At 63.1% G+C, this 25,494-nt stretch carries 25 protein-coding genes; 12 read left to right on the top strand and 13 right to left on the bottom strand.

Annotation, left to right across the window (positions count from 1 at the left end; genetic code table 11):
- Positions 1–1,029: tryptophan 7-halogenase (locus VF497_RS04290; protein WP_330886405.1), on the top strand; the 1,029-nt coding region annotated here is incomplete at its 5' end.
- Between the two features lie 41 nt (positions 1,030–1,070).
- Positions 1,071–2,120: a LacI family DNA-binding transcriptional regulator gene (locus VF497_RS04285; protein ID WP_330886404.1), complete on the top strand. Its 1,050-nt coding sequence runs from the start codon at positions 1,071–1,073 to the stop codon at positions 2,118–2,120.
- 35 nt (positions 2,121–2,155) lie between these two features.
- On the opposite strand, the gene VF497_RS04280 is transcribed toward VF497_RS04285, so the two are convergent.
- The 4 genes from VF497_RS04280 to VF497_RS04265 all read right to left on the bottom strand — a co-directional run bounded on the left by VF497_RS04280 (position 2,156) and on the right by VF497_RS04265 (position 5,299).
- Entirely contained in the window at positions 2,156–2,482 is a 327-nt protein-coding gene (locus tag VF497_RS04280; RefSeq protein ID WP_330886403.1) for a BON domain-containing protein, read from the bottom strand.
- Positions 2,483–2,547: 65 nt separating this feature from the next.
- Positions 2,548–3,048 (bottom strand): methylated-DNA--[protein]-cysteine S-methyltransferase, encoded by a 501-nt coding sequence (locus VF497_RS04275; RefSeq protein WP_330886402.1) that lies wholly within the window; start codon positions 3,046–3,048, stop codon positions 2,548–2,550.
- 19 nt (positions 3,049–3,067) lie between these two features.
- Positions 3,068–4,150, bottom strand: coding sequence for a 3-deoxy-7-phosphoheptulonate synthase (locus VF497_RS04270; protein ID WP_330886401.1), 1,083 nt, complete (start codon positions 4,148–4,150; stop codon positions 3,068–3,070).
- 252 nt (positions 4,151–4,402) lie between these two features.
- The gene (locus VF497_RS04265) at positions 4,403–5,299 is read right to left on the bottom strand and encodes a phosphoribosylaminoimidazolesuccinocarboxamide synthase (protein WP_330886400.1); all 897 of its coding nucleotides are present in this window, start codon (positions 5,297–5,299) and stop codon (positions 4,403–4,405) included.
- Positions 5,300–5,465: 166 nt separating this feature from the next.
- Between VF497_RS04265 and djlA the strand changes: the two genes are divergently transcribed.
- Positions 5,466–6,275 carry a co-chaperone DjlA gene (gene djlA, locus VF497_RS04260; RefSeq protein ID WP_330886399.1) on the top strand — a complete coding sequence of 270 codons (810 nt, stop codon included), beginning with the start codon at positions 5,466–5,468 and terminating at the stop codon, positions 6,273–6,275.
- 103 nt (positions 6,276–6,378) lie between these two features.
- Entirely contained in the window at positions 6,379–7,044 is a 666-nt protein-coding gene (rpe, locus tag VF497_RS04255) for a ribulose-phosphate 3-epimerase (RefSeq protein ID WP_330886398.1), read from the top strand.
- A 28-nt stretch (positions 7,045–7,072) separates the two neighbouring features.
- Here rpe and purU read toward each other — a convergent pair whose 3' ends face one another.
- Positions 7,073–7,924 carry a formyltetrahydrofolate deformylase gene (gene purU, locus VF497_RS04250; protein WP_330886397.1) on the bottom strand — a complete coding sequence of 284 codons (852 nt, stop codon included), beginning with the start codon at positions 7,922–7,924 and terminating at the stop codon, positions 7,073–7,075.
- Positions 7,925–8,334: 410 nt separating this feature from the next.
- On the opposite strand from purU, the gene pdsR reads away from it, so the two are divergent.
- From pdsR to VF497_RS04225, 5 genes are all read left to right on the top strand, one after another.
- Positions 8,335–9,027 (top strand): proteobacterial dedicated sortase system response regulator, encoded by a 693-nt coding sequence (gene pdsR, locus VF497_RS04245; RefSeq protein WP_330886396.1) that lies wholly within the window; start codon positions 8,335–8,337, stop codon positions 9,025–9,027.
- 57 nt (positions 9,028–9,084) lie between these two features.
- Positions 9,085–11,163 carry an ATP-binding protein gene (locus tag VF497_RS04240; RefSeq protein WP_330886395.1) on the top strand — a complete coding sequence of 693 codons (2,079 nt, stop codon included), beginning with the start codon at positions 9,085–9,087 and terminating at the stop codon, positions 11,161–11,163.
- 176 nt (positions 11,164–11,339) lie between these two features.
- Positions 11,340–12,005, top strand: a complete 666-nt coding sequence (locus VF497_RS04235) for a hypothetical protein (RefSeq protein ID WP_330886394.1) — start codon at positions 11,340–11,342, stop codon at positions 12,003–12,005.
- Positions 12,006–12,143: 138 nt separating this feature from the next.
- Positions 12,144–13,619 (top strand): anthranilate synthase component I, encoded by a 1,476-nt coding sequence (gene trpE / locus VF497_RS04230; protein WP_330886393.1) that lies wholly within the window; start codon positions 12,144–12,146, stop codon positions 13,617–13,619.
- Positions 13,620–13,908: 289 nt separating this feature from the next.
- A complete protein-coding gene (locus VF497_RS04225; protein ID WP_330886392.1) occupies positions 13,909–15,108 on the top strand; it encodes a tyrosine-type recombinase/integrase in 1,200 nt (399 codons plus the stop codon).
- 366 nt (positions 15,109–15,474) lie between these two features.
- Here VF497_RS04225 and VF497_RS04220 read toward each other — a convergent pair whose 3' ends face one another.
- The 4 genes from VF497_RS04220 to VF497_RS04205 form a co-directional block, all read right to left on the bottom strand.
- Positions 15,475–16,257, bottom strand: coding sequence for an alpha/beta hydrolase (locus VF497_RS04220; RefSeq protein WP_330886391.1), 783 nt, complete (start codon positions 16,255–16,257; stop codon positions 15,475–15,477).
- A gap of 68 nt (positions 16,258–16,325) precedes the next feature.
- Positions 16,326–16,730 carry a cupin domain-containing protein gene (locus VF497_RS04215; RefSeq protein WP_330886390.1) on the bottom strand — a complete coding sequence of 135 codons (405 nt, stop codon included), beginning with the start codon at positions 16,728–16,730 and terminating at the stop codon, positions 16,326–16,328.
- 116 nt (positions 16,731–16,846) lie between these two features.
- Positions 16,847–17,866, bottom strand: a complete 1,020-nt coding sequence (locus VF497_RS04210; RefSeq protein WP_330886389.1) for an alpha/beta hydrolase — start codon at positions 17,864–17,866, stop codon at positions 16,847–16,849.
- 39 nt (positions 17,867–17,905) lie between these two features.
- Positions 17,906–18,313: an organic hydroperoxide resistance protein gene (locus tag VF497_RS04205; RefSeq protein WP_330886388.1), complete on the bottom strand. Its 408-nt coding sequence runs from the start codon at positions 18,311–18,313 to the stop codon at positions 17,906–17,908.
- Between the two features lie 294 nt (positions 18,314–18,607).
- Between VF497_RS04205 and VF497_RS04200 the strand changes: the two genes are divergently transcribed.
- From VF497_RS04200 to VF497_RS04190, 3 genes are read left to right on the top strand one after another with little or no spacing between them, the layout of a single operon-like run.
- Positions 18,608–19,159: a redoxin family protein gene (locus tag VF497_RS04200; RefSeq protein WP_330886387.1), complete on the top strand. Its 552-nt coding sequence runs from the start codon at positions 18,608–18,610 to the stop codon at positions 19,157–19,159.
- A 23-nt stretch (positions 19,160–19,182) separates the two neighbouring features.
- Positions 19,183–19,929 carry a response regulator gene (locus tag VF497_RS04195; protein WP_330886386.1) on the top strand — a complete coding sequence of 249 codons (747 nt, stop codon included), beginning with the start codon at positions 19,183–19,185 and terminating at the stop codon, positions 19,927–19,929.
- Positions 19,926–21,248, top strand: coding sequence for a HAMP domain-containing sensor histidine kinase (locus VF497_RS04190; protein ID WP_330886385.1), 1,323 nt, complete (start codon positions 19,926–19,928; stop codon positions 21,246–21,248). Before VF497_RS04195 ends, VF497_RS04190 begins: the two co-directional genes overlap by 4 nt.
- 210 nt (positions 21,249–21,458) lie before the next feature.
- Here VF497_RS04190 and VF497_RS04185 read toward each other — a convergent pair whose 3' ends face one another.
- The 4 genes from VF497_RS04185 to VF497_RS04170 form a co-directional block, all read right to left on the bottom strand.
- Complete coding sequence (locus VF497_RS04185) at positions 21,459–22,460, bottom strand: NADP-dependent oxidoreductase (protein ID WP_330886384.1); 1,002 nt, start codon at positions 22,458–22,460, stop codon at positions 21,459–21,461.
- On the bottom strand, positions 22,457–23,350 hold the full coding sequence (locus VF497_RS04180) for an oxidoreductase (RefSeq protein ID WP_330886383.1): 894 nt from the start codon (positions 23,348–23,350) through the stop codon (positions 22,457–22,459). Before VF497_RS04180 ends, VF497_RS04185 begins: the two co-directional genes overlap by 4 nt.
- Before the next feature lie 90 nt (positions 23,351–23,440).
- Positions 23,441–24,070: a TetR/AcrR family transcriptional regulator gene (locus VF497_RS04175; RefSeq protein WP_330886382.1), complete on the bottom strand. Its 630-nt coding sequence runs from the start codon at positions 24,068–24,070 to the stop codon at positions 23,441–23,443.
- Between the two features lie 114 nt (positions 24,071–24,184).
- A partial coding sequence (locus tag VF497_RS04170) for an Ig-like domain repeat protein (RefSeq protein WP_330886381.1) occupies positions 24,185–25,494 on the bottom strand: 1,310 nt, incomplete at its 5' end.

The following is a 25,494-nucleotide window of genomic DNA, read 5'->3' as shown; positions in this document are numbered from 1 at the left end:
GAACACGGGCGCAGCCTCGGTGTGCAGCACACGATCGCGACGGTCGACAACGTCGATCTCGACGAACACGGCGCGATCGCGCGCGTGCACACGCGCGAGGCCGGCGCGCTCGAAGCGGACCTGTACGTCGACTGCACCGGTTTCCGCGCGGCGCTGATCGGCCGCGCGCTCGGTTCTTCGTTCCGCAGCGCGAAGGACACGCTGTTCGTCGACCGCGCGGTCGCAATCCAGGTGCCGTATGCGCGCGCCGACGCGCCGATACCCTCGTACACGATCTCGACCGCGCACGAAGCGGGCTGGACCTGGGACATCGGCCTGCACGCGCGCCGCGGAGTCGGCTACGTCTACTCGACACGTCACACAGATGACGCGCGTGCCGAGCAGGTGCTGCGCGATTACATCGGTCCGGCCGCACAGGGATTGAGCGCGCGCTTGCTCAAGTTCGAAGCGGGCCATCGCCCCGCGCAGTGGGTGAAGAATTGCGTCGCGGTGGGACTCTCCGCGGGCTTTGTCGAGCCGCTCGAATCGACCGGCATCGGCCTGATCGAAATCGCCGCTTACCTGATCGCGCACCTGTTGCCACGCGACGGCGAGATGACGCGTGTCGCCAAGTTGTTCAACGAATCGATGTCGGCACGCTACGAGCGCATCTTCGACTTCATCAAAATGCATTATGCCTTGAGCCAGCGTCGCGACTCGGCGTTCTGGATCGACAACACCGCCCCGGCAAGCGTGCCCGATACGCTTCAAGACCGCCTCGCGATGTGGCGCAGCCGGCCGCCGCACCGGCTCGACTTCCTCAGCGACATCGAAATGTTCCTGCCGGCGAGCTGGCAGTACATCCTCTATGGCATGGAATTTCGTACCGACCTCGAGCCTGCGCGCGCGGCGTACACGCAAGTCGACGCCGCGCGCCGCGAGTTCGAGATGATCCGCGCGCTTGGCACGCATGCGGTGAACGACCTGCCTGATCATCGCGCGCTGGTCGAGGCGATCTGCGCGGAACGCGATGCTCTTGCGGTAGGATGACAACGCTATCACTCAACCCAGGGATTGCCGGAAGACGCTGCATGCCCGCCCGAATCGAAGACGTTGCGCTGAAGGCCGGCGTTTCCACCAAGACCGTATCGCGCGTGTTCAACCGCGAGCCGAACGTGAGCGAGAAGGCGCGCGCGCGCGTCGAGGCGGCGGCGCGCGAACTCAACTACCGGCCGAATCCGTCCGCGCGCAGCCTCGCCGGCAACCGCTCGTACCTCGTTGCGCTGCTGTTCGACAACCCGCACGCGGGCTCGAGCTACGTCATGGAACTCATCGTCGGCGTGCTGCTGGCCTGCGAGAACACGCAGTACAACGCGATGTTGCGTCCGCTCGACCTGGCCGCCGATCCGGTCGCGGCGATCGAGGAATTCGTCGCCCAGTTCCGCCCCGACGCACTCGTGCTCGCGCCGCCGATCGGCGACGATCTCAAGATATTGCGCCGCCTCGACGAATTGAATGCCCGCTATTCGGCGATTTCGGCGCGCTCGACGCATGCACGCATCGGCGTCGGCCTCGACGAACGCAGGGCGGCGGCCGAGATGGTTGAGCATCTCGCCGCGCTCGGCCATCGCCGCATCGGTCACATCGCCGGGCGCGCAGGCCACGGCGCGCGTGCGTGGCGACTCGCGGGCTACCGCGATGGCCTGCGCAAGGCGGGCATAGCCTACGACGAAACCCTCGTCGTCGAAGGTGATTTCACGTTCGACTCCGGCATCGTAGCGGCAAGGCAACTGCTCGGCCTGCGCGATCCGCCGACCGCGATCTTCGCCGCCAACGACGACTCGGCCTGCGGTGCGATGCACGAGGCGTTCGAGCGCGGACTGTCGATTCCGCGCGACCTGTCGATCTGCGGCTTCGACGACACGCCGGCCTCGGTGCAGGTGTGGCCGAGCCTGACCACGGTGCACCAGCCCTGCCGCGAGATGGGACGCATCGCCACCGAGCAGGTGCTGCTCTCGATCCGCGATCCTGAGGCAGCGCAGACGGTGCGCATTTCCTACGAAATCAAGGTTCGTGGTTCGACGGGCCCGGCGCGGGCGAAGAGTGCCTCGCTGGCGCTCCGAAGCGCACGCAAGGCTTGAGCAAAGTCCGATCCCTTGCGTGCGTGCGCCGCGCTTCAGCGGCCTATGCTGGCGCGCACGGCGATCGAATTCACGATTTTCAGGCCGCCGGAGACGCGTGACGCGACTTCTTCGATGCGTGCGCGTTCGGGGTCGGTGTCGACAAGGCCGTACAGATAGACGACGTGATCGAGCGACTGCACCTGGATGTCCCAAAAACTGATTCCTGGCGTCGCGCGCAATGCGGATTCGATTTGCGCAGCGATCTCCCTGTCGCCCGGGCAACCGGCGAAGCCGCATTTGCGGTAGGCCTGGTAAGCGGTGCACGCGGACAGCTGCGTGAGCAGCAGGCAGAGAATCAGGGATATGGCATGGCGATTCATGCGATTCGAGTCGGCATCGTCGATGATGGCGTGACGAGCAATAGCACGCGTCGCGGTCAGCTCGTTTACGGCGTCAGCGTGAACGCACTGTGCCGCTGTTCATGATCGAGCAGCCAGCGCTTCGTCGGCAGGCCGCCGCCGAAGCCGGTCAGGCTGCCGTTGGCGCCGATGACGCGATGGCAGGGCACGATGATCGGCAACGGGTTGCGCCCGTTCGCCGCGCCGACCGCGCGCGTCGCATTGACGTCGCCGAGCGCACGCGCGATCTCGCCATAGCTCGTCGTCACGCCGTAGGGAATTTCGAGCAGTGCCAGCCAGACCTGTTGCTGGAAATCGGTGCCTTGCGGCGCGAGCGGCAGGTCGAACTCGGTGAGCTTGCCGGCGAAATAGGCCTTGAGCTGCGTGCGCGCCTCGTGCAGCACACCGGGCCCACGTTCCCAATCCTCGCCCATCACGACTGGATACTTGCCGTTCTCGAAGTCGACATGGCGCAGGCCCTTGCCGTCGGCCGCGAGCATGAGGCGGCCGATCGGGGTTTGCAGGTAGTCGTAGTACACCGTCGACATGGTTGCCAATTTAGCACTTCTACGCCGCCGACTTGACCTCCATGCGCGCGCGCCGCGTGCGCACGGCCTGGGCGAGGCGGTCGAGCGTGCGCACGGTCGTGTCCCAGTCGATGCAGCCGTCGGTGATGCTCTGACCATAGCGCAGCGACTGGCCTTCGACGAGATCCTGGCGGCCGGCGGCGAGATGGCTTTCGATCATCGCGCCGAGGATGCGCGTTTCGCCCGCGTCGATCTGGCTGGCGATGTCGTCGATGACTTTCGGCTGGTTCTCTGGATTCTTCGATGAATTGGCGTGGCTCGCGTCGATCATCACACGATCGTTGAGGCCGGCCTTGGCGATCGCCGCGCAGGCCGCATCGACGCTCGCGGCATCGTAGTTCGGCGTCTTGCCGCCGCGCAGGATGACGTGGCAGTCGCGATTGCCGCGCGTGGCGGCGATCGCGGTGCGACCGTCCTTCGTCACCGCCATGAAATGGTGCGGGCTCGCCGCGGACAGCACCGCGTCGACCGCGATCTTGACGTTGCCGTCGGTGCCGTTCTTGAAGCCGACCGGGCAGGACAGGCCGGAGGCGAGTTCGCGATGCACTTGGCTCTCGGTCGTGCGCGCGCCGATGGCTCCCCACGCGACGAGGTCGGCGATGTACTGCGGCGTGATCATGTCGAGGAATTCGCAGCCGGCCGGCAGGCCGAGCGCGTTGATGTCGCGCAACAGCCCACGAGCGAGGCGCAGGCCCTTGTCGATGTGGAAGCTGCCGTCGAGATCGGGATCGTTGATCAGGCCTTTCCAGCCGACCGTGGTGCGCGGTTTCTCAAAATAGACACGCATGACGATTTCGAGCTCGCCGGCGTGGCGCGCGCGTTCCTTGACCAGGCGCTGGGCGTAGTCCATCGCCGCCTGCGTGTCGTGGATCGAGCACGGACCGACGACGACGACGAGGCGGTCGTCGGTGCCGTCGAGGACGGCGTGCACTGCCGCGCGCGATTTGGACACGGTGTCTTCGGCCGCCTCGTCGAGCGGGAATTCGGCGATCACCTGGGCAGGCGTGGAAAGTTCGCGCAGTTCGGCAATGCGCAGGTCGTCGGTGTGGTGGGTCGTGGTCATGGCGGATTTCCTGGGAGGGTCTCGGGGGTAGGTTTTCTTTGGACTTTCCCCGGTGGCCATGAAAAAACCGCCGGGGTGGCCGGCGGTTTTCGAGGGTGTTTCGTTTGCGGATCGTTGTTCAGATCGATCGCGCCCCTTCCTCCGCCAGCGGCTTGGGAATGCCGTAATACCAAAAGTAATAGCTCTGGCGGATGGAGGTCATGGGTATACAAATATCACATCGATTTGCAGGCGACAAGCACCGCGTGGCGATCAGTCCAGTTCGATGCCGGCAAGCCGTTTCAAAGCTTCGGCGTATTTCGCCGCGGTTCCGTCGATGACCGATTGTGGCACTTTCGGGCCCGGCGCGGTCTTGTTCCAGTCCAGCGTCTCGAGATAGTCGCGCACGAACTGTTTGTCGTAGCTCGGCGGGCTGATGCCGACGCGGTACTCGTCGGCCGGCCAGAAGCGCGAGGAATCGGGCGTCAGCATCTCGTCCATGACGTAGAGCTTGCCGTCCTCGTCGGTGCCGAATTCGAACTTGGTGTCGGCGATGAGGATGCCCCGTGCGGCGGCGTATTCGGCGGCAAAAGTATAGATTTTCAACGTCGCCTCGCGCACCTGCTCGGCGAGGTCGCCGCCGATCGTGGCGACGACCTGGTCGAAGCCGATGTTCTCGTCGTGGTCGCCGATCGCGGCCTTGGTCGACGGTGTGAAGATCGGTGCGGGAAGCTTTTCCGCCTGGCGCAAGCCGGCCGGGAGTTTGATGCCGCAGAGCGAACCGGTGGCCTGGTAGTCCTTCCAGCCCGAGCCGATCAGATAGCCGCGCGCGATCGCTTCGACCGGCACGGGCTTCAGGCGTTTCGTGATCACGCTGCGCCTGGCATACAAACGCGCATCGACGCCGGCTGGCAGCACCGAGGCGACATCCTTGCCGGTCAGATGGTTAGGCACCAGGGGCGCGGTTTTCGCGAACCAGAAGTTCGAGATCTGGCAGAGCATCTCGCCCTTGCCCGGAATCGGGTCGGGCAGGATCACGTCGAAAGCGGAGAGGCGATCGCTGGCGACGATCAGCAGCTCGCGCGCGGACAGTGCGTAGACATCGCGCACCTTGCCGCGATGGATCAAATCGAGACCGGGCAGGTCGGATTGCAGGAGCGTGGTGGGCACGGCGACCTCGAAGCGTGAGCGAAGGCGCGAATTGTAACCGTCTGTTCATCGTGGATCGCGGGGTTCGGCTAGAATTCGCGTTCGACAGGGTTCCGCGACGATCGATGATTCTCTCCTTTTCCGGCGCCGCGCCGGCGCCGATGCGCCTCGGTCCGCGGCTGCACGCATGAACATCTGGGGCAAGCTGATCGGCTTCGCGATCGGCGTCGGCGTGTTCCACAACCCGCTCGCGATCGTCGTCTGCGTCGTGCTCGGGCACATCTTCGACCGCAGCGTGGGCAGTTTCGGCGGCACGATCGATGCGGCGCCGCTGTCGTTCGTCGCGCCGCTGTTCGGCCTCGCCGGGGCGATCGCGAAATCCGACGGACGCGTGTCCGAGGCCGAGATCGCCGCGACCGAGCAGCTCATGGCGCGCCTGCAGCTCTCCTCCGAATTGCGCAACGTCGCGGTCGACCAGTTCAACGCCGGCAAGCAGCCGGGTTACTCGACGACGAACGCGATCGTGCAGCTGCGCGCGTGGACGCACGGGCACCGCGACCGCGCCTTCATCCTGATCGACCTGCTGCTCGACATCGTCTGCGCCGACGGCCCGCTCGCGCCGGCCAAGCTCGTCATCGTGCGCAAGCTCTGCGCCGCGCTCGGCGTCGACGAGCGCCAGCTGATCGGCATCGCGGTGATGAAGGGTTACGCCTACGTCGCGCCGGACAACTGGGAGGAGTACGTCAACGCGCATCGCGGCGATCGCGCGCGCGGCGGCAGTGCGAATTCCGCGCGGATCAAGGATCCGTATGCCGTGCTCGGCCTCGATCGCAAGGCGAGCGATGCCGAGGTCAAGCGCGCCTATCGCAAGCTGATGAGCCAGCACCATCCGGACAAGCTCGGCAATGTGCCCGACGAGCTCAAGCGCCGCGCCGAGGAGCGCGCGCGCGACATCAACGCGGCCTACGAGCAGATTCAGATTGAACGCAGGCGCTAGGATCTGCGGATTCCGGGGCGGCGTTTTGTCACACCTTTGGAGCGCCGTCGGAATCGCCGCGATGCGCATGTAAACTGTTTGCCCCGCATCGCAGAGCACTCCGATGAAACAGTCCCCCGTCATCGCGCCTTCGATCCTGTCCGCGAATTTCGCCAAGCTCGGCGAGGAAGTCGACAACGTGCTCGCCGCCGGCGCGCAGTGGGTGCACTTCGACGTGATGGACAACCATTACGTGCCGAACCTGACGATCGGCCCGCTGGTCTGCGAGGCGCTGCGCAAGCACGGCGTCACCGCGCCGATCGACGTGCACCTCATGGTCAAGCCGGTCGATCGCATCGTGCCCGACTTCGCCAAGGCCGGCGCGACCAACATCAGCTTCCATCCCGAGGCGAGCGAGCACATCGACCGCACGATCGGCCTGATCCACGACAGCGGTTGCACCGCCGGCCTCGTGTTCAATCCGGCCACGCCGCTGGCGTATCTCGACTACGTGATGGACAAGATCGATTTGATCCTGTTGATGAGCGTCAATCCCGGCTTCGGCGGGCAGAGCTTCATTTCGTCCGCGCTGACCAAGCTGCGTGAAGTGCGCGAGCGCATCGACCGCAGCGGTCGCCCGATCCGCCTCGAGATCGACGGCGGCGTCAAGGCCGACAACATCGCCGAAATCGCCAAGGCCGGTGCCGACACCTTCGTCGCCGGCTCGGCGATCTTCGGTCACAAGGACTATCGCGAGATCGTCACGAAGATGTTCGCCGCGATCGGTTGATCCCGCGCACGGTGGGTCATCTGTCCGCTCAGCGGAACACGACCGTGCGGTGCCCGTTCAACAGCACGCGATGCTCGACGTGCCAGCGCACCGCGCGCGCGAGCACGAGCGATTCGACGTCGCTGCCGATGCGCACGAGATCGCGCGGCGTCGCGCCGTGGTCGACGCGGGCGACGTCCTGTTCGATGATCGGCCCTTCGTCGAGATCGCTCGTCACGTAGTGCGCTGTCGCGCCGATCACCTTCACTCCGCGCTGATGCGCCTGGTGGTAGGGCCTCGCGCCCTTGAAGCTCGGCAGGAAGCTGTGGTGGATGTTGATCGCGCGGCCGGCAAGCGCCGCGCAAAGCCGCGGCGAAAGAATCTGCATGTAGCGCGCGAGCACGACGAGATCGATGCACTCCTTGTCGACGAGTTCGACGATGGAGGCTTCCTGCGCGTCGCGCGTTGCGTTGCTCACCGGCAGGTAGCGGAACGGCACCCGATGCGATGCGGCGAGTTCGGCGAAATCCTCGTGGTTCGACGCCACCGCCGCGATGTCGACCGGCAACTGGCCGCTGCGCACGCGGAACAACAGATCGTTGAGGCAGTGGCCGTGCTTGCTCACGAGCAACAGCAGGCGCGCGCGCTTGCGTGCATCGTGGATCTGCCAGTCCATAGCGAATTCTTGCGCGAGCGCGGCGACTCGGCTTTCAAGCGTGGCGATGTCCAGGCTGGCCGGCACGTCGAAATGAATACGCAGGAAAAAGCGCTCGGTTTCCTCGTCGCCGAACTGTTGCGCATCGAGGATGTTGCAGGCTGACTCGAACAGCAGCGCGCTGACGCGATAGACGATGCCGGTACGGTCCGGGCAGGACAGGGTGAGGATGTAGTCGTGACGCATCGGACGGAACGCGTGGGCCGGGAAGGGATACGCATTCTAGCCAGTCCGTTCAAGAAAGCCGCGCCGAAGCATGGCACCGGGCACAAGACGCTTCGGCGCGGCGCGGAAACTCAGAGCTGCAGGGCGGCGATGGCTCCCAGCACGAGCGCAAACAGGGCAAAGGCGACGCGGAACGGCTCGGCCTGGTTCAGTTCGAGGTTGGGGTTGGGACGATCGGCTTTCATCGGTGTCGTTCATGGGGCGCCCGCTTGGCGCAAGCCTAGAATCGGCGACCCGACTGAATGCCCGCTGCGCCGTTTGCGGCGCCGACGAGACCAAATCTGGCGCAACGATGACAAATGCGCCGCCGCCATTGCCGCGCGCCCGGCGCCTTGCGTAAGCTGCGCGCATCTCATCCGCAGGACCACGCCATGGGCCGCAACATCGCCATCGTCGAAGACGAACCCGCGATCCGCGCCAACTACGTCGAGGCGCTCAACCGCTTCGGTTACACGACGCACGGCTATTCCACGCGGCCCGACGCGAGCCGCGCATTCGCGCAGCGCCTGCCCGAACTCGTCATCATCGACGTTGGCCTCGGCGACGAACCCGAAGGGGGCTTCGAATTGTGCCGCGAGCTGCGCGCGCAGTCGCCGACGCTGCCGATCCTGTTCCTGACCGCGCGCGATTCGGACTTCGACGTGATCTCGGGCTTGCGCCTCGGCGCCGATGACTATTTGACCAAGGACGTCAGCCTGCATCATCTCGCCGCGCGCATCAGCGCCCTGTTCCGCCGCATCGATGCACTGAACAAGCCCGCGTCGAAGGAGACCGTGGTCGAACACGGCCCGCTCAAGCTCGAAGCCGAGCGCATGCGCGTGACCTGGAACAACCACGAGGTGCCGCTGACGGTGACCGAGTTCTGGATGATCCACACGCTCGTGCGCTTCCCGGGGCATGTGAAAAATCGGGACCAGCTGATGCGCGAGGCGCAGGTCGTCGTCGACGACGCGACGATCACTTCGCACATCAAGCGCATCCGCAAGAAATTCCTCGCAATCGACGAGGCGTTCGATTCGATCGAGACCGTGCACGGAGCGGGCTATCGCTGGCGGCCAACATAAAGCCATGCCGGCGTAGCCGGCATTCGATTTATCTTTGGCTTGTGCAATCCTCTCGGTATGTCGCTGCGCTTCAAACTCCTGCTGCTCGCCCTCTCCACGCTGGCCCTGCCGCTGGCGGGCTGGCTGATCGTGCGGCAGATGGAGGAGTTGTTGCGCCAGGGTCAGGAGCAGACGCTGACTGCGTCGGCCAAGGCGCTCGCGCGCAGCCTCGCCGCGTTGAAGACGGCGCTGCCGCCGGCAGGGCAGGCGTTCTATGTGCATTCCTGTGCGGGCGGCATGCGCATCGACGGTTATGCAGACGACTGGAACCAGCTGATGCCGTATGCGCAGAACATCGGCCCCGCCGATGACGCGCAGAAAGCGAAGCTCCTGCTCTGCGCGGACGGCGACTTTCTCTACCTGCTCGCGCAGGTGCGCGACGCGACGCGCACGCGCGCGGACGCGAGCGACGAGAATGCGCTGCTGCGCGATCATCTGACCTTGAGCCTGGCGCACGACAACGACTTGCGCCGTTATTTGATCGCGAGCGCGGCGCCGGGAAGATTCGATGCGCGCGTGCTCGACGGCGAAGGCGATTCGCTGCCGCAGGTGCTCGGCGGCTCCTGGCGGGAAGACGCCGACGGCTATCGCGTCGAGCTGCGCCTGCCGCGCGCGCAGATGCCCGACTCGCTCACGCTCAACGAGTTCGATGCCGGCGCGCCGAACAACGCGCACATCGAATTGCGCCCGCTGCTGCTACGCTCGCCCGACATCTCCTCCGACCTGGCCCAGTTCGCCCCCGACGGCATGCGCGTGCGCGTGCTCAGCGCCGAAGGCTGGGTCGTTGCCGAGTCGGGCCAGCTTGCGGCGCTGTCGTCGAAATCGTCGACGCCGGCGTTGCGGCGCTGGTTCGAGAACCTGATCTACCGCAGCCTGATCGCGCCCGACATGACGCGCGCGCAGGATTTCGCCACCAACCTGCCGCGTCTGTCCTCACCCGAGATCTGGCAGGCATTGTCCGGCGTGGCCGCGACCGCCTGGCATCCGGCGCCCAACCAGGGCAGCAGCGTCGTGCTCGCCGCCGCTGTGCCGTTGAAAGACAACAACGAGGTGCGCGGCGCGTTGCTGCTCGAACAGTCGGGCGATGCGCTGCCGCTGTTGACCAACCGCGCGCTGCTGATCCTGATCGGCGCAAGCATCGGTGCGCTGCTGTTCGCAGGGGCCGTGCTGTTCGCCTTCGCCGGTGTGCTCGGCGTGCGCATCCGCCGCCTGCGCGACGCGGTTGAACGCGCCAAGCATGCGAGCGGGCGAGTGGAGCGCAACGCGGACCGACAGGTTCCGTTGCCGCTGCTCGGGGCGAAGGACGAGCTCGGCGACCTCGCACGCAGCTTCGCCCATCTGCTCGACGAGGTGACCGCGTACACCGACTATCTGCGCACGCTCGCCTCCAAGCTCTCGCACGAGTTGCAGACGCCGCTCGCGATTGTCAAATCCTCGCTCGACAACCTCGATCAGCAGTCGGTGTCGACGGATGCGCGCACCTATCTCGTGCGCGCGCGTAGCGGCGCCGAGCGCCTCGGTGCGATCGTGCGCGCGATGAGCGAAGCGAGCCGCATGGACCGCGCGATCCATGGCGTCGACGCCGAGGAGTTCGATCTCAGCGCGGTCGTGCGCGGCTGTGTCGAAGCCTACCGGCCGCTGCTTGCGCCGCGGCGCATCGAAGCCGACCTGCCCGCGTCGCCGCTGCTGATGCACGGTGCACCCGAGCTGATCGCACAGGCGCTCGACAAGCTGATCGACAACGCGCGCAGCTTCACCCCCGAGGATGGCTGGATCCGCATCTCCCTGCGCGCGAACGGCGACGGCGCAATCGTCAGCGTCGCCAACCAGGGGCCGCCGCTGCCACCGACGATGGCGGACCGCTTGTTCGACTCGCTGGTCAGCGTGCGCCCGTCCACGGTGCAGAAGGCCACCGTCGTCAACGGCGCACCGGCCGAGCCCCCGCATCTCGGCCTCGGCCTTTCGATCGTGCGCCTGATTGCCGAATTGCATCGCGGCGTTGCGACGGCGCGCAATCTCGCCGACGGCTCCGGCGTCGAGTTCTCGCTTGAATTGCGCGGGATGCCGCGGCGCCCGCTCATGGGCGGGATGGGTTGAGCGATCGCCGACGCACTGCGACGATGTTCCCCGGATGCGCGTCCAGATGGGACGCGGCATCCCGAGGAGGTTCGCATGCACATGATCAGAATGGGTTGGGCGCGCTGACCATCGCGTTACTGTCGGGGTTCGGTGCACCGGCGGTAGCCAGTCAACAGTCAGGCACGCCGGCGCACATGTCCGGCATGGATGCCGCGGCGTTTGCCACCAACGATCCAGCCGGCAACTTCTTTCCCGGAAAGTACTTTCAGTACAAGGCGCAGTTTTACTTGAACAAGAGGGACTATGGCGAAGCCTTGCGCCTGTTCGAGCTCGCCGGATTCTGGGCGAACAAGATCGCGCAGTACAACACCGGTCTCATGTACTACAACGGCATCGGCCTTGCCGTCGACCGCATACGCGGCGTCGCCTGGCTCGGCATCGCGGCAGAGGCGCACGATGATCTCGCGATGCGCGCACTGCAGGTGGCCTATGCGAGCCTCAGTGAGGAAGAAAAGCGGCAGGCTGGCGAGTTGTTCAAGCAACTCGACGAGAAATATGGTGATGCCGTGGCCCTGCCGCGAGCGCTGCGGCGATTCGAGCAGGAGAAATTGACGGCGACGGGCTCGCACCTCGGCCATCCCGTCGGCAATTTGACCGTGTATGTCATCGGTGCCGGAGGCAATGGCTCATCGGGCGAAGCAGGTTCGACCTACTATGGTCACCTGGACAAGGACCGCGACGAACTGATCGCGAGAATCACCGGGCGCGTTACCGTCGGCGCGGTACAGGCACTGAAAGTGCCGGAAGAAGCACGCAGGAATGCATCGCAGGTTCCGCTGATCGATCCGTCGACGAAATAGTCTCCGTGGCGGGCACTGCGTGCGTATGCAGAGACTGAGTCTCTGTTTCCGCCAGACGCACGCAGCATTCGCCAGCTGATTGGCGCAAAGCAGCATAGCTTGCTATCTTCGGCAACCCTTCCGTTGCCGTTCTGACCCGTGATCTCTCCCGCCGAATTCGCCGCACTCGCTGCGCAGGGCTACAACCGCATTCCGCTGGTGCGCGAGGTGCTGTCCGATCTCGACACGCCGCTGTCGGTGTATCTCAAGCTCGCCGATGGGCCTTACGCCTATCTGTTCGAATCGGTCGAGGGCGGCGCGCGCTGGGGACGTTATTCGATCATCGGTCTGCCGGCGCGGCGCGTGATCCGTGTCTACGGCCATCGCCTGACCATCAGCGAGGAAGGCGAGACGGTCGACGAGCGCGAGGTCGCCGATCCGCTCGCCGAAATCGCGCAGATCAAAGCACAGTACAAGGTGCCACGCATTGAGGGCCTGCCGAAATTCGCCGGCGGCCTCGTCGGCTACTTCGGCTACGAATGCGCAAGCTACATCGAACACAAGGTCAAAGCCGATGCGAAACCGGACAAGCTCGGCATGCCCGATATCTGTTTGATGCTCGCCGAAGAACTTGCCGTGTTCGACAACTTGAAAGGCAAGCTCTATCTGATCGTCAATGCCGATCCGTCCGAGCCTCGCGCGTATGCGCGCGCGCAGCGCCGGCTCGATGCGCTCGTACATCGCCTGCGCTCGACCAGCGCGGCTTATCCCGACATCGTCGATCCCAAGGCGATCGACGAATCGCATTTCGTGTCGAGTTTTCCGAAGGACGATTATCTCGCCGCGGTCGAGAAGGCCAAGGAGTACGTCTACGCGGGCGACGTGTTCCAGGTGCAGATCAGCCAGCGGCTCAGCGTGCCGTTCCGTTCGCGTCCGCTCGACGTGTATCGCGCGCTGCGTGCGCTCAATCCGTCGCCGTACATGTATTTCATCGACCTCGGCAGCGAGCAGATCATCGGCTCCTCGTCCGAGATCCTCGTGCGCGCACAGGCCGGCCAGGCCGTGCTGCGTCCGATCGCCGGCACGCGCCGGCGTGGACACACGCCCGAAGAAGACGCGGCGATGGAAGCCGAACTGCTCGCCGATCCGAAGGAGCGCGCCGAGCACCTGATGCTGATCGACCTCGGCCGCAACGACGTCGGTCGCATCGCCGAGACCGGCACGGTCGAACTGACCGCGAACATGGTCGTCGAGCGCTACTCGCACGTCATGCACATCGTCTCCGAAGTCGTCGGCAAGCTGAAGCAGGGTTTGAGCTTCATGGACGTGTTCCGCGCGACGTTCCCAGCGGGCACGCTGACCGGCGCGCCGAAGGTGCGCGCGATGGAAGTGATCGCCGAACTCGAAACCGTCAAGCGTGGCGTCTACGGCGGCGCGATCGGCTACTGGAACTGGCACGACGAGGCCGACCTCGCCATCGCGATCCGCACCGCGATCGTGCAGGACGGCCAGCTCCACGTGCAGGCCGCCGGCGGCGTCGTCGCCGATTCGGTGCCAGAGCTCGAGTGGAAGGAAACGATGAACAAATGTCGCGCGTTGTTCCGTGCGGTGGCGCAGGCGGTGGGTGGGCTGTAGCCGGCTCGTCGCCATGAGTCGGGCGAACCGCTAATATGTGCATATGCAGCAACGGTGCTGTTACCCATCCGCCGTGCCAAGGGTCGCCGCGATGATTTTGATGATCGACAACTAACATAGCCGTTCGTTATCGTTCGCTACCGTTCAAATTATCGAAAAATATTCATCAAAAATCAATAAGTTACGAAATTCAAAGTTCGCGAGCGTTCGTCACAGTTCGCCAACAGCCGCGCCGAAACCGGGTACAAAACCGGGTACAAAATTGCTAAAATGACCACCTCGCGGCCAGATGGCGAAAGCGATGCTCAACCGGCTTACTGATGCCCAGGTGCGCGGCGCAAGGCCGCGTGATCGACCCTACAAACTGGCTGACGGGGGCGGGCTCCATCTGCTCGTAATGCCCAGCGGCGCCAGGCATTGGCGATACCGATATGAGATGGGCGGGGTCGAAAACATGTTTGCTATTGGCGCCTATCCCGCTGTCGGCCTGCTGAAGGCACGTGAAGGTAGGGACAGTGCCAAGAAGTTCGTTGGCGAAGGCAAGCATCCGGCGCAGGTGAGAAGTGGCCGGAGGACCGCGGCGATAGTTAGCAGTCGAAATACCTTCCAAGCTATAGCGCAGGAATGGATCGGCAAGCATCGAAAAAGATGGTCGCCGTATTACTTAGGCCAAGTTGAGGCCATCCTAGGCGGTGACGTCTTCCCGGTCATTGGGAAGCTACCTATCAAAGAAGTTACCGCCCATCAGCTCTTGTCTATTGTGACGGCGGTTGCGGATCGCGAAGCAACGACTGTTGCGGTGTTGATTCGGCAGTGGTGCTCGGCAATCTTCCGCTATGCAATCGCGACGTTGCGAGCAGAAATTGACCATGCAGCTGCACTCAGGGGGGCGATCATTCGGAACAAGGTGAAGCACAAGACCGCGCTCAAGCCAATTGAGGTTTCTGAACTCGTCGAGAAACTCGAAAACTGCGGTGGCACGCGCGATGTTCGAACTGCCATCAAATTGTTGCTGTACACCTTCGTACGGCCAGGTGAGCTCCGCGGTGCGCGTTGGGAAGAATTCGATCTCGACCGTAGCGAATGGAGAATCCCCGCGGAACGGGTGAAGATGCGCGAGCCACACTTCGTTCCACTTTCAACTCAAGTCGTAGCTTTGCTCAAAGAGAGACAAGCCTTGTCTCGCGGTGTTCCGTACTTATTCCCAAACCAGCGCGATGACAGCCGCATCATGTCGCCAACCACATTGAATAGGTTTTTGGAGAGGATGGGGTACGCAGGAAAATTCTCAGCGCATGGATTCCGCGCGACGGCATCGACCATTCTCAACGAAATGGGATATCGAGACGATCTGATCGAGCGGCAGCTTGCTCACAAGGAGCCCAACAAAGTCCGGGCGAGTTATAACCAAGCATCGTACTTAGTGGAGCGCAGGAAAATGATGCAGGATTGGGCTGATTTCGTCGATTCGCAAAGCAAAGCTGATTAGTGACCCCTACCCCCTAGGGCAATATCTCCATGCCCGCGCCTTCACTGAGGGTCCAAATCGCTGCTGTTGCCATCATATCTAGACGACTAGTGGAAAGGTGGTGCAGGTGGTTTTTCTGCCTATACGATGAGCCGGGCCGCGGATCCCTACGTGCCAACGTCTTCGCAGTCTGAGGCTACTTTTGGCCGAAGTTGGACGTCCGGAAGCGACCCAAAACCGCCAGTCACAGATGTCCGCTATCGAGGCTTGTGCTTGGGCACGGTAGGTCGGATCGAAAGTGCTTTCTAAGCCCGCCCAGGAACGGACAGGCTTAGAAAGCGAGGTGGAGAAAGGCTCTCCATTGCCGACAATCTACGGGGCTGTCAACTATTTGACGGACGCCGCCTTCTCTATCAGCTTTGCCACGGCATCGGGGTGAGACACCATCACCACGTGCGAGGCGCCTTTGACGACCACCGTATCCTTGGCGGGAGCTCGTTTGGCCATGAACGCCATTGCCGCCGGCGGGATGTTCTTGTCCGCATCGCCGTAGATGAACCAGGATGGGATGGCCTTCCAGGCGGCGGCGCCCGATTTCTCGTTGAGTGCCGCCTCCGCGATCGGTCGCTGCGTCGCCGCCATCAGCGCTGCCTGAGGGGCAGGGACATCTGCCGCGAACTGATCATGGAATTTGTCCTGGAGGATATACAGATCCTTGCCGCCGTCGGCGAGTCCGGCCGGCGGGGCAAGCGCCTGGCCCAGCGTGCCGCCGGGGAACTTGCCCGCCAATTCGGCGACGCTCTCGCCCGAGTCGGGAGCGAACGCGCTCACGTAGACCAATGCCTTGACGTTCGAGCGATCGTTGGCCGCCTCGGTAATGACGTTGCCGCCATAGGAATGCCCGACCAATACCACAGGACTCTTCAGATCGGCGACGAGGCTGCCGATATAGCTGCCGTCGCTCTTCACGCCGCGCAGCGGATTTGCCGCGGCGATGACGAAGTAACCGTCCTTCTGCAAGATCTTGACGACCCCGTTCCAACTCGACGCATCGGCGAACGCGCCGTGCACCAGCACGACGACGGGTTTGTGCGATGGCTCCTGAGCGAACGCACTGGCATTCACTAACACGCCGATTGCCAACGATAAAACTGCGAACATTTTCTTCATCTCGTATCTCCTGAGGTTTTGCGGCGGCCGGCTCAATGAAGTGAGATTCGGCCGGAATGAGAAGGAATTCACTTCACCAATTCGACCAGCGGCTTTCCGATGGGAACGATGTAGGTTCCCAGTTCCGCCGCATTGGTTCTCCCGACGTTCTTCGCGCTGTGCACGACACCGGCCGGAACAAACAAGACATCGCCCGCCGTGAGCGTCACCGGCGGCTTGCCTTCGAGGCCATACTCGATGGTGCCCTCGATGACGTAGATGATTTCCTCGCCGGGGTGCTTATGATTGGGCGCGGTCTTGCCTGGATCGATGTCGACCCGCAGTTGAATTTCCTCGTAGCCGGGAATGCTGATGGCGTGGCGGGACAGCTCCTTGCGATGCGTTCCTTGCAGCGGCTGCGCCTGTGCTGCTTGCGATGCCAGGGCGCTGCCGATGACCAGTAGGATCGCGGTTCCGATGATTGACGTTTTCATATGCATCTCCTCGTTCGTTGAGTCGGTGAAAATTTCTTAGTGGGGATAGGTTCGATAGCGGGATGATTTCCGGCGGGGCTGGAAATCGTCCGTGGCGTTGCAAGGTGCGGTCCGCATCAAAGACGGTCGGCATCGATTACCGCTTGGGTGAACGCCTGCGGGGCTTCTTCGGGCAGGTTGTGGCCGATGCCGCCGGGGATCAGCCGGAACTGGTACTTGCCGGTGAACTTGCTGGCATACGCCTCGGGCTGCGGATGGGGTGCGCCATTGGCGTCGCCCTCCAGGGCGATCGTCGGCACCGAGATGGTCGGGAATTGCGCCAATCGCTTTTCTGTAGCCTCGTATTTTTCTTCGCCCTTGGCCAAGTCCAACCGCCAGCGATAGTTGTGGATCGCGATGGCGACTTGATCGGGGTTGTCCAGGGCAGCGGCGCTGCGCTCGAAAGTGGCGTCGTCGAAGTTCCACTTCGGCGAAGCCAACTGCCAAATCAGCTTGGCAAAGTCGTGACGGTATTTGTCGTAACCGATGCGACCGCGCTCGGTGGCGAAGTAGTACTGATACCACCACTGCAGCTCGGCCTTGGGCGACAGCGGCGTCGCACCGGATTCCTGGCTGCCGATCAGATAGCCGCTCACGGTAACCAATGCTTTCACCCGTTCCGGCCGCAGCGTGGCGACGATGTCCGCCGAGCGCGCGCCCCAATCGAAGCCGGCCAGCTCGGCTTGCTCGATGTGCAGTGCATCCATGAAGTCGATAACGTCCTTGGCCAGCGCGGCGGGTTCGCCGTTGCGCACGGTGCTGTCCGACAGGAAGCGGGTCTCGCCGTACCCGCGCGCATACGGGACAAGCACTCGATAGCCCTTCGCCGCCAGCGCCGGGGCGACCTCTGCATAGCTGTGGATGTCGTATGGCCATCCATGCAGAAGAATCACCACCGGGCCCTTAGCCGGCCCCATCTCGGCGTAAGCGACATCCAATACGTCGGCATGGATATGCTTCAGCGCTCCCCAGGGGACAGACGTCGCAACCGGCGACGTGGATGGTTGAGTCGGCTTGTCTTCAGCGTGTGCGGTGGCAGTTATGGCGGCGAAGCTAAGGGCGAACGTGGCGGCAAGTGCTGAGTACGTACGTTTCATGGTGATCTCCTTGAGTATGTGCAGGGCGGGCAGGGTGGCTTACAGCGCGGCCACGACAGCCTTGATGTTTCCGCGCGTTGCCTTCGAATACGGGCAGATCTGATGGGCGCGGTCGATGAGAGACTGGGTGAGGGCCGGTTCGATTCCGGGCAGGCTGACGTTGAGACGCGCTTGCAGGAAGAAGCCTTCCTCGGGGTCGGAACCCAGATCGACTTCCGCGGCGACCGAGGTATCTGCAGGCAGCTTGATGCCGATCTCCTGCGCCGCGCGTCCAATAGCACCGATGAAGCAGGCAGACCAGCCTGCGGCGAACAGTTGTTCCGGATTGGTGCCGGCGCCATTGGAACCGGGGACCGACAGCTTGATGTCGAGGCGGTTGTCGTCGCTGCGCGATTGGCCGTTGCGGCCGCCGGTGGTGAAGGTCTTGCCGGTGTAGAGAATGGACATGATCGGTTTCCTGTTGGAGTAAGTGGCCGCCTCTCAGCGAGGCATTGGCCGGTGCGCATAGGAAACCGCGGCGGCGTATCCCGGTTGTGTCCGGGGGAACGTCGAAAGGCATCGAAATGTGTAGCGAGCGGGGCCTGATACGTTTCGATACAAAACTCGCCGTGAGGGCCCGTCGATACAAACAGATACAAAAGCCCGCCAAAGCGGACACGTTCGAGATAAGTCCCGGATGTTCAATGCGTGACACGGCGGCGCATCGTGCGCTACCACTTCATCACAGCAGGCAGACCACCCATGACATCCCTTCGAATTGCCGCCGCCCTGGCCGCCTTGAGCACGGCCCTGTTTGTTTTCCGGCCCGATGCCCGGACCGTTGCCGGCACCGAGGAACCCGCCGCGGGTGCGCCGGCTCCCGATTTCGCCGGCGCGGATCACTGGCTCAATTCGCCTCCACTGACCCTGGACGGCCTTCGCGGCAAGGTGGTGCTGGTGGAGTTCTGGACACGCGAATGCATCAATTGCCTGCACGTGCTGCCGCACACCAAAGCGCTTTACGAGAAATACGCCGGCAAGGGACTTGTGGTCGTCGGCGTGCATACGCCCGAGTACGACGAGGAGCGCGATCCCGCGGCGCTTCGTGAAGCGATCGACAAATATGGGATCACCTGGCCGGTGGCAGTGGATAATAGCTATCGCATCTGGAATGCCTACGGAAATCGCTACTGGCCGGCGGTCTACCTTATCGACCAGAACGGTCGGGTGGTATACCGCCATGTCGGCGAGGGGAACTACGACGGCACCGAACAACGCATCCGCCAGTTGCTCGACAAATCGCAGAACACGTAACGACAACACGAGCTTGGGACTTCATGAATACAGATCACATCGACAACATCCTCGTCGTCGATGACGACCGCGACATCCGCATGGGTGTCGTGGATTACCTGCGAAAGAACGGCCTGCGCGCCAGCGCGGCCGTCGATGGCCGCGACATGTTCGCGCAACTGGAGACTTCGGCGTTCGACCTCGTCGTGCTCGACATCATGATGCCCGGCGACGACGGCCTGGTGCTGTGCCGCACCTTGCGAGCCGGCAAACATCACGCGCTGCCGATCCTGCTGCTGACCGCGCGCGACGACGAAACCGATCGCATCATCGGCCTGGAGATGGGCGCGGACGACTATGTGGTGAAGCCGTTCTCGCCGCGCGAACTGCTCGCACGCATCAAGGCGGTGATTCGCCGCACGCGCATGCTGCCGCCGAATCTGCGCATCACCGAAACCATCGACACCGTGTCGTTCGGACGTTGGCGCCTGGATACCACCGCACGCCATCTGCTCGACGAGAGCGGCACCATCGTGCCGCTGAGCGGCGCGGAGTTTCGACTGCTGCGCGTATTCCTGGATCATCCGCAACGCGTGCTTTCTCGCGACCAACTGCTCAACTTGACCCAGGGCAGGGATGCGGAGCTTTTCGATCGCTCCATCGATCTTCTGGTGAGCCGCTTGCGCACTCGCCTTGAAGACAACGCCAAGGATCAGTCGTACATAAAGACCGTGCGCAGCGAAGGCTATGTGTTCAGCATGCCGATCAGCGTGCACGGGGATGCCGCGTGAGTCGCTCGGCATTCCTCACGCCGGAGCGCTGGCTGCCACGCAGCATGGCGTCGCGCGTCTACCTGATCATCCTCGTCGGCCTGATGCTGGCCCAGGGGCTCTCTTTTGCGCTGATGTTCTACGAGCGCTACGACAGCGCCACGACGACCATGCTCAACACGGTCGAGCACGAAGTCGGCACTTCCGTTGCCGTGCTGGATCGTCTGCCCGCCGCCGAGCGCGCCGACTGGCTGGGGCGGCTGCAGCGCGACAATTATCGTTTCCTGCTCGGGCAGGGCCAGCCGGGTACGCCGCTGGCGACGGAGCGGTCGCGCGAGGTCGCGCGCCGGATTGAAGCGGAGGTCGGCCCGGACTATCACGTGCAGGCAGAAACAATCTCGATGGCCCCGGAGCGCTATCAAGTGCATTTCACCTTGCACGACGGTTCGTCGCTCACGCTGGAAGTCGCGCCGCGAGGCGTGCCGCCGGTCGCGCAGTGGCTGCCGATCGTACTGGCCTTGCAGTTGGTCCTGCTGCTCGCCTGCACCTGGCTCGCAGTGCGATTGGTCGTGCGCCCCCTGGCGCAACTTGCCCGAGCTTCGGAAGCGATGACGCCGACCGCGGACGGCCCGCGCATGAGCGAAGCAGGTCCCGTCGAAGTGGCCCAAGCCGCCGTCGCTTTCAACCTGATGCGGGAACGTATCGCGCGCCATCTCAAGGAGCGCCTGCACATTCTCGCCTCGATCTCGCACGACTTGCAGACGCCGATTACGCGCATGCGCCTGCGCGCGGAGTCCTTGGATGAAGGCGAAGAGCGCGAGAAGATTCTGCGCGACCTGCACGAGATGGAGCATCTGGTACGCGAGGGCGTCGCCTACGCACGCAGCGCGCACGGTGGTGCTGAGACACCGGTACGCATGGATGTGAAGGCCTTCCTGGAAAGCCTCGTGTTCGACTACCAGGACGTCGGCAAAGCCGTCACCTTGGCCGAATCCGTCGGCGGCGCGACCCTGGTTCGCGCACAGGCGCTGCGGCGTGTGCTAGGCAACTTGATCGACAACGCCGTCAAATACGGCGGCTCGGCCGAAGTCAGCTCCCGACGCAGCGAGGAAGGCGCGCTGTGTATCGCCGTGTGCGATCGAGGGCCGGGCATTCCCGAGGATCAGTTGGATCAAGTGCTGCAACCGTTCTATCGAGTGGAAGGTTCGCGCAACCGCGACACCGGCGGCGCCGGTTTGGGCCTCGCCATCGCTACGCAATTGACGCGAGCCATTGGCGGCAGCCTGCAACTTTCCAATCGGCAGGGTGGTGGCCTTGCCGCGATCGTCACTTTGCCTTGATTCGTCCGGCAGATGCTCGCGACAGAAGAGCTTCTTCGAGCGCGAAGTACTCCTTGTCGCCAGCTTATGAACAAATGATTTGCAAGCCTATAGCGGCTTGGGGAGGACGGCCATCGACCCTAACCGGTCCTTCGCGACCGGCAGCAATCGAGAAAAGATCGTGCAGGCAGCTCGTAGTAGACAAATCGCTGACGCCAATTTTGATTAAAGCTATCTCACCTTGACGACAACCTTGCCCCTGGAACGCCCTTGGGCGAGGTACGCGAGTGCATCTTTGGCTTGTTCGAACGGAAACACCTTGTCGATCACTGGCTGAATGTGTCCCGCCTTGAGGAGTTGGCCGATTTCGGCGAGTTGATTGCCATCTGGGCGCACGAAGAGAAATGAGTAGGCGACTTTCCGCTTTCTCGCAAGGCGCATGATCTTGCGGCTCATCAGTCTGAACACGAACGCGAGAATGAAGTTCAATCGTCGAGCGTGAGCGAACGCTGCGTCCAGCGGCCCGATGATAGAGACGATCATGCTTCCCGGCTTGAGGATGCCGATGGATTTCTCAATCGCGTCGCCCCTGACGGTGCCGAGCACCGCATCGTAGCCGCGCAACACTTTCTCGAATTCTTCCTTCTTGTAGTCGACCACTTCATCTGCGCCAAGGCTGCGCACCAATTCGACGTTACCCTTGCTGGTGGTGGTTCCCACCTTCGCACCCAGGTGCTTTGCCAGCTGGATCGCGAACGTGCCAATACCGCCGGACCCTGCAGGAATGAATACCTTCTGGCCAGAGAGAAGATTGACGCGCTCCTTCAGCGCTTGCCACGAAGTAAGTCCGACCATCGGGATCGAGGCTGCCTGCACAAAGTCCAGATTAGTCGGCTTGAGCGCGGCAACGCTCTCCGGTACCACCGCGAACTCGGCGATTGAGCCCGTGCCAAGGTCGAAGATGCTGGCGAAGACTGCATCGCCTGGCTTGAAGCGAGTCACGCGACTGCCGACCTCGGTCACTACACCGGCCAGATCGCTGCCCAGCGTGGCCGGCAGTTGAAACCGTAGGACGGGCTTGAAGGTTCCGGTCGGAATCATATTGTCGATCGGGTTGAGGCCTGCCGCGTGGACCTGAACCAGCATTTCGTCGGACTTCAGCGCCGGACGGGAAACATCGGCGAACCCGATCTCGGGCGCCTTGCCATAGCGTTTGAATGTGAGTGCTTTCATGTTGCTCTCCTGTTTGCCTGAGTGGTTGACCCGGGCTTCTTCCCAAGAGCCAAGGTGCGAGAACCCAACGCCGGCAACGTATCGAGCCGCAGGTCCTTGCGAATGCCGCCATCCACCAATCCATGCGGTGCAAGTCTGCGCAGCAGCCGCAGGCGCTTCGCAAGTCCGCCCGCCGCGTAGCGGAGTTTTGGCCTCACTGCCATGGCAGCTTCCAGCACGACATCAGCCACGACGGCCGGCTCGTCGGCAGTCGCCATCACCTTCTTGAGCACGCTGTCCAGGAGCGCGCGAACTTCGCGATACTCGTCCAGCGTCGAATCGGGGGCCAGAAAGTTCGCATCAAACTGCGTCTTCGTATACGCAGGCTCGATGATGCAGACGCGGATGCCTCGCGTGCGCAACTCGTGATCGAGCGATTCCGAATAGCCTTCAACCGCGTGCTTGGTCGAGGAATAGAGCGCTCCATAAGGCATCGGCAGAAAACCCAGCACCGAGCCGATGTTGATGATGCGGCCGCTGCCTTGGCGTCGCATATGCGGTACGACGGCGCGGGTCATGCGGACAAGCCCGAAGAAGTTGGTTTCGAAGATCGCTTTAGCCTGCTCGATCGAACTTTCTTCCGCTCCGGCAGGCGCAACGCCGAAGCCGGCATTGTTCACAAGTAGATCGATACGACCCTCCGCTCGAATGAGTTGGCTCACGGCGGCCTCGACCGACTCATCACTGGTCACGTCGAGCGGCAACATTTGGAAATCGCGTTGGCCCGGCTGCGCGCCACGTCTGCTGGTGCCGTAGACCTTGTAGCCCGCCCTGGCGAGCCGCTTCGCGGTGGCTTCGCCAATGCCTGATGAGGCGCCCGTAACGAGCGCGATGCGTTTTGGTGAATTCATGGGAATGCCTTTAGTTAGTAAAGAAATTTATGATGATCATCATATTTATGATCGAAGTTTGGCCCGTGCTGAGTGATGTCGGCCACTGCATTACGGGGCGAGGTATTTCAGTGCTGCACCGCGCAGAGCATCGGAAAGCTTTGGATCGTCCACAGCGCGTGCCAGCATCAGTGTGCCAACCATCGCCGAAACGATGAAAAGGGCGCGCTCGTGCGCGCTTGGCCGCCCCCAGTCGGGCGATTGGCGGGCCACAAGGTCAATCATCTCCTTGATGCGGCGTGTGGCGGCGCGTCTCACTTCTGGCGCTTGGCGCGGCATCTCTGAACCAAGTGCGGCCACAGCGCAGCCAGTTTCAATCTCTTCGAGGTGTGCGTCGGAGAGATACGCTTCCATCATCGTCTGCAGTACCTGTTGGGGTGATGAGATCGCGGCAATGCGCTCCATCATTGCGACGCTTTCGCCGCCAGCGCGGTCGGCAGCTTCGGCGAGCATCGCCTCGCGCGACGAGAAATGGGCGTAGAAGCCACCATGCGTCAGGCCGGCATCCTTCATGATGTCGGCGACGCCAGTGCCGTTATACCCACTGCGGCGAATAGCACGTGCGGCGGCATCGACGATGCGGTCGTGGGTGGCTTCTTTCGATCTAACGGTTGTCTTTTGCATATGATGATCATCATATTCAATTTTGGCAGCCAATGCAAGCAGCATCGCCGCCGTCACATTGTCGTTCCATGTACTTTTTTTATGAAAGCCAATGCCTGCTTTTGGCCGAACGCGGTCGTCTGGAATCGACCCAGAGCAATCGTACGAAAGCGGCACCTTCCTGGGCGACCGCTATACCTTGCGCAGTCGCACGAATACCGTTGCGCTAAGTAGTCCGACCAGCATGAGCAGCGCCCAGCGATCGAGCGTTGGCGCGGGAGTGGCATCTGCGCCGACAACCAGGGCTACGACCGATGAAGTTGCTGCCGCGAAGTTGCCATCGCCGCTGTAGGTGGCTGCGATCGAGTGCGTTCCCATTCCAGAGGGAACGGTTGTGCAAACAGCCGTCGAACTGGTGGCCCCCGGGACCAAGGTAACCGGCGAACATGGCAGCACGTTGCCGTTGTCCGTGAAGCTCACCGTTCCGGTAGGCGGATCGCCGGCTACCGTTGCCGTGATCGTTACCGATTGGCCGAGGGCTATGTGATCGGGCGCGACCACGAGAGAAACTGTCGTGGTCTTGATGTTCACTGTCTGAGTAAACGCCGGCGACTGAGACGGCGCATTGTTGGCATCGCCCGAATAGGCCGCCGTCACCGAATCCGATCCGACCGGCAATGCGGTCGTCACGCAGCTTGCCATGCTGCCGGTCAGCGCTACGGTCGTGCACAGCGTCAACGCGCCCGAAGTGAAGGTGACGGAGCCGGTTGGATTCTGCCCGGAAATCGTCGCCGTGAACGTAACGCTCTGTCCGAACATCGAGGGATTGAGAGAGCTTTGCAGCATGGTGCTCGCTACCGTCAACGTTGCCGCCGTTGTCGTCGCACTGCCGACGCTGTTGGTGAACACGGCGCGGTACTGATTGCCGTTCTGCGATGCCAACGTCGTGAACGACAGCGCCGTACTCGTCGCCCCGGCAACGCTCTGGAACGTCGCACCGCCGTCGGTGCTCTGCTGCCACTGCACGGTCGGCGTCGGATTGCCGTTCGCTGCGGCAGTGAACAAGACAGAACTGCCAGCTGATACCGACTGGCTGGTCGGATTCGTCGTGATCGTCGGCGCGTAGTTCACCGTTAGGGTCGCCGCGGTCGTCGTCGCGCTGCCGGAGCTGTTGGTGAACACGGCGCGAAACTTCTGGCCGTTCTGGCCGACCGATACGTTCGGCACGGTCAATGTCGTCGTCGTCGCTCCGGCAACGTTCTGGAACGTCGCGCCGCCGTCGGTGCTGAATTGCCATTGCACCGTCGGTGTCGGCGAACCCGAAGCGGCTGCCGTGAATGTCGCCGTCTGTCCGGCGTTGACCGTTTGACTGGTCGGGTTCTGGGTGATCTGCGGGCCGGCCGTGACGGTCAACGTCGCTGCCGTCGTGGTCGCACTGCCGACGCTGTTGGTGAACACGGCGCGATATTGATTGCCGTTCTGCGAAGCCAACGTCGTGAACG

This window comes from Rudaea sp., from assembly GCF_036383415.1.
Lineage (GTDB): Bacteria > Pseudomonadota > Gammaproteobacteria > Xanthomonadales > Rhodanobacteraceae > Rudaea.
Note: the sequence above shows the minus strand (reverse complement) of the source record. Positions and strands in the feature narration are given on the sequence as shown.

Excerpts from the sequence above, each read along its gene's own strand:
- VF497_RS04285 (WP_330886404.1), top strand. The coding sequence starts at position 1,071 with ATGCCCGCCCGAATCGAAGACGTTGCGCTGAAGGCCGGCGTTTCCACC.
- VF497_RS04280 (WP_330886403.1), bottom strand. The coding sequence starts at position 2,482 with ATGAATCGCCATGCCATATCCCTGATTCTCTGCCTGCTGCTCACGCAG.
- VF497_RS04275 (WP_330886402.1), bottom strand. The coding sequence starts at position 3,048 with ATGTCGACGGTGTACTACGACTACCTGCAAACCCCGATCGGCCGCCTC.
- VF497_RS04270 (WP_330886401.1), bottom strand. The coding sequence starts at position 4,150 with ATGACCACGACCCACCACACCGACGACCTGCGCATTGCCGAACTGCGC.
- djlA (WP_330886399.1), top strand. The coding sequence starts at position 5,466 with ATGAACATCTGGGGCAAGCTGATCGGCTTCGCGATCGGCGTCGGCGTG.
- rpe (WP_330886398.1), top strand. The coding sequence starts at position 6,379 with ATGAAACAGTCCCCCGTCATCGCGCCTTCGATCCTGTCCGCGAATTTC.
- purU (WP_330886397.1), bottom strand. The coding sequence starts at position 7,924 with ATGCGTCACGACTACATCCTCACCCTGTCCTGCCCGGACCGTACCGGC.
- pdsR (WP_330886396.1), top strand. The coding sequence starts at position 8,335 with ATGGGCCGCAACATCGCCATCGTCGAAGACGAACCCGCGATCCGCGCC.
- VF497_RS04240 (WP_330886395.1), top strand. The coding sequence starts at position 9,085 with ATGTCGCTGCGCTTCAAACTCCTGCTGCTCGCCCTCTCCACGCTGGCC.
- VF497_RS04235 (WP_330886394.1), top strand. The coding sequence starts at position 11,340 with ATGTCCGGCATGGATGCCGCGGCGTTTGCCACCAACGATCCAGCCGGC.
- VF497_RS04225 (WP_330886392.1), top strand. The coding sequence starts at position 13,909 with ATGGCGAAAGCGATGCTCAACCGGCTTACTGATGCCCAGGTGCGCGGC.
- VF497_RS04220 (WP_330886391.1), bottom strand. The coding sequence starts at position 16,257 with ATGAAGAAAATGTTCGCAGTTTTATCGTTGGCAATCGGCGTGTTAGTG.
- VF497_RS04215 (WP_330886390.1), bottom strand. The coding sequence starts at position 16,730 with ATGAAAACGTCAATCATCGGAACCGCGATCCTACTGGTCATCGGCAGC.
- VF497_RS04210 (WP_330886389.1), bottom strand. The coding sequence starts at position 17,866 with ATGAAACGTACGTACTCAGCACTTGCCGCCACGTTCGCCCTTAGCTTC.
- VF497_RS04205 (WP_330886388.1), bottom strand. The coding sequence starts at position 18,313 with ATGTCCATTCTCTACACCGGCAAGACCTTCACCACCGGCGGCCGCAAC.
- VF497_RS04200 (WP_330886387.1), top strand. The coding sequence starts at position 18,608 with ATGACATCCCTTCGAATTGCCGCCGCCCTGGCCGCCTTGAGCACGGCC.
- VF497_RS04195 (WP_330886386.1), top strand. The coding sequence starts at position 19,183 with ATGAATACAGATCACATCGACAACATCCTCGTCGTCGATGACGACCGC.
- VF497_RS04185 (WP_330886384.1), bottom strand. The coding sequence starts at position 22,460 with ATGAAAGCACTCACATTCAAACGCTATGGCAAGGCGCCCGAGATCGGG.
- VF497_RS04180 (WP_330886383.1), bottom strand. The coding sequence starts at position 23,350 with ATGAATTCACCAAAACGCATCGCGCTCGTTACGGGCGCCTCATCAGGC.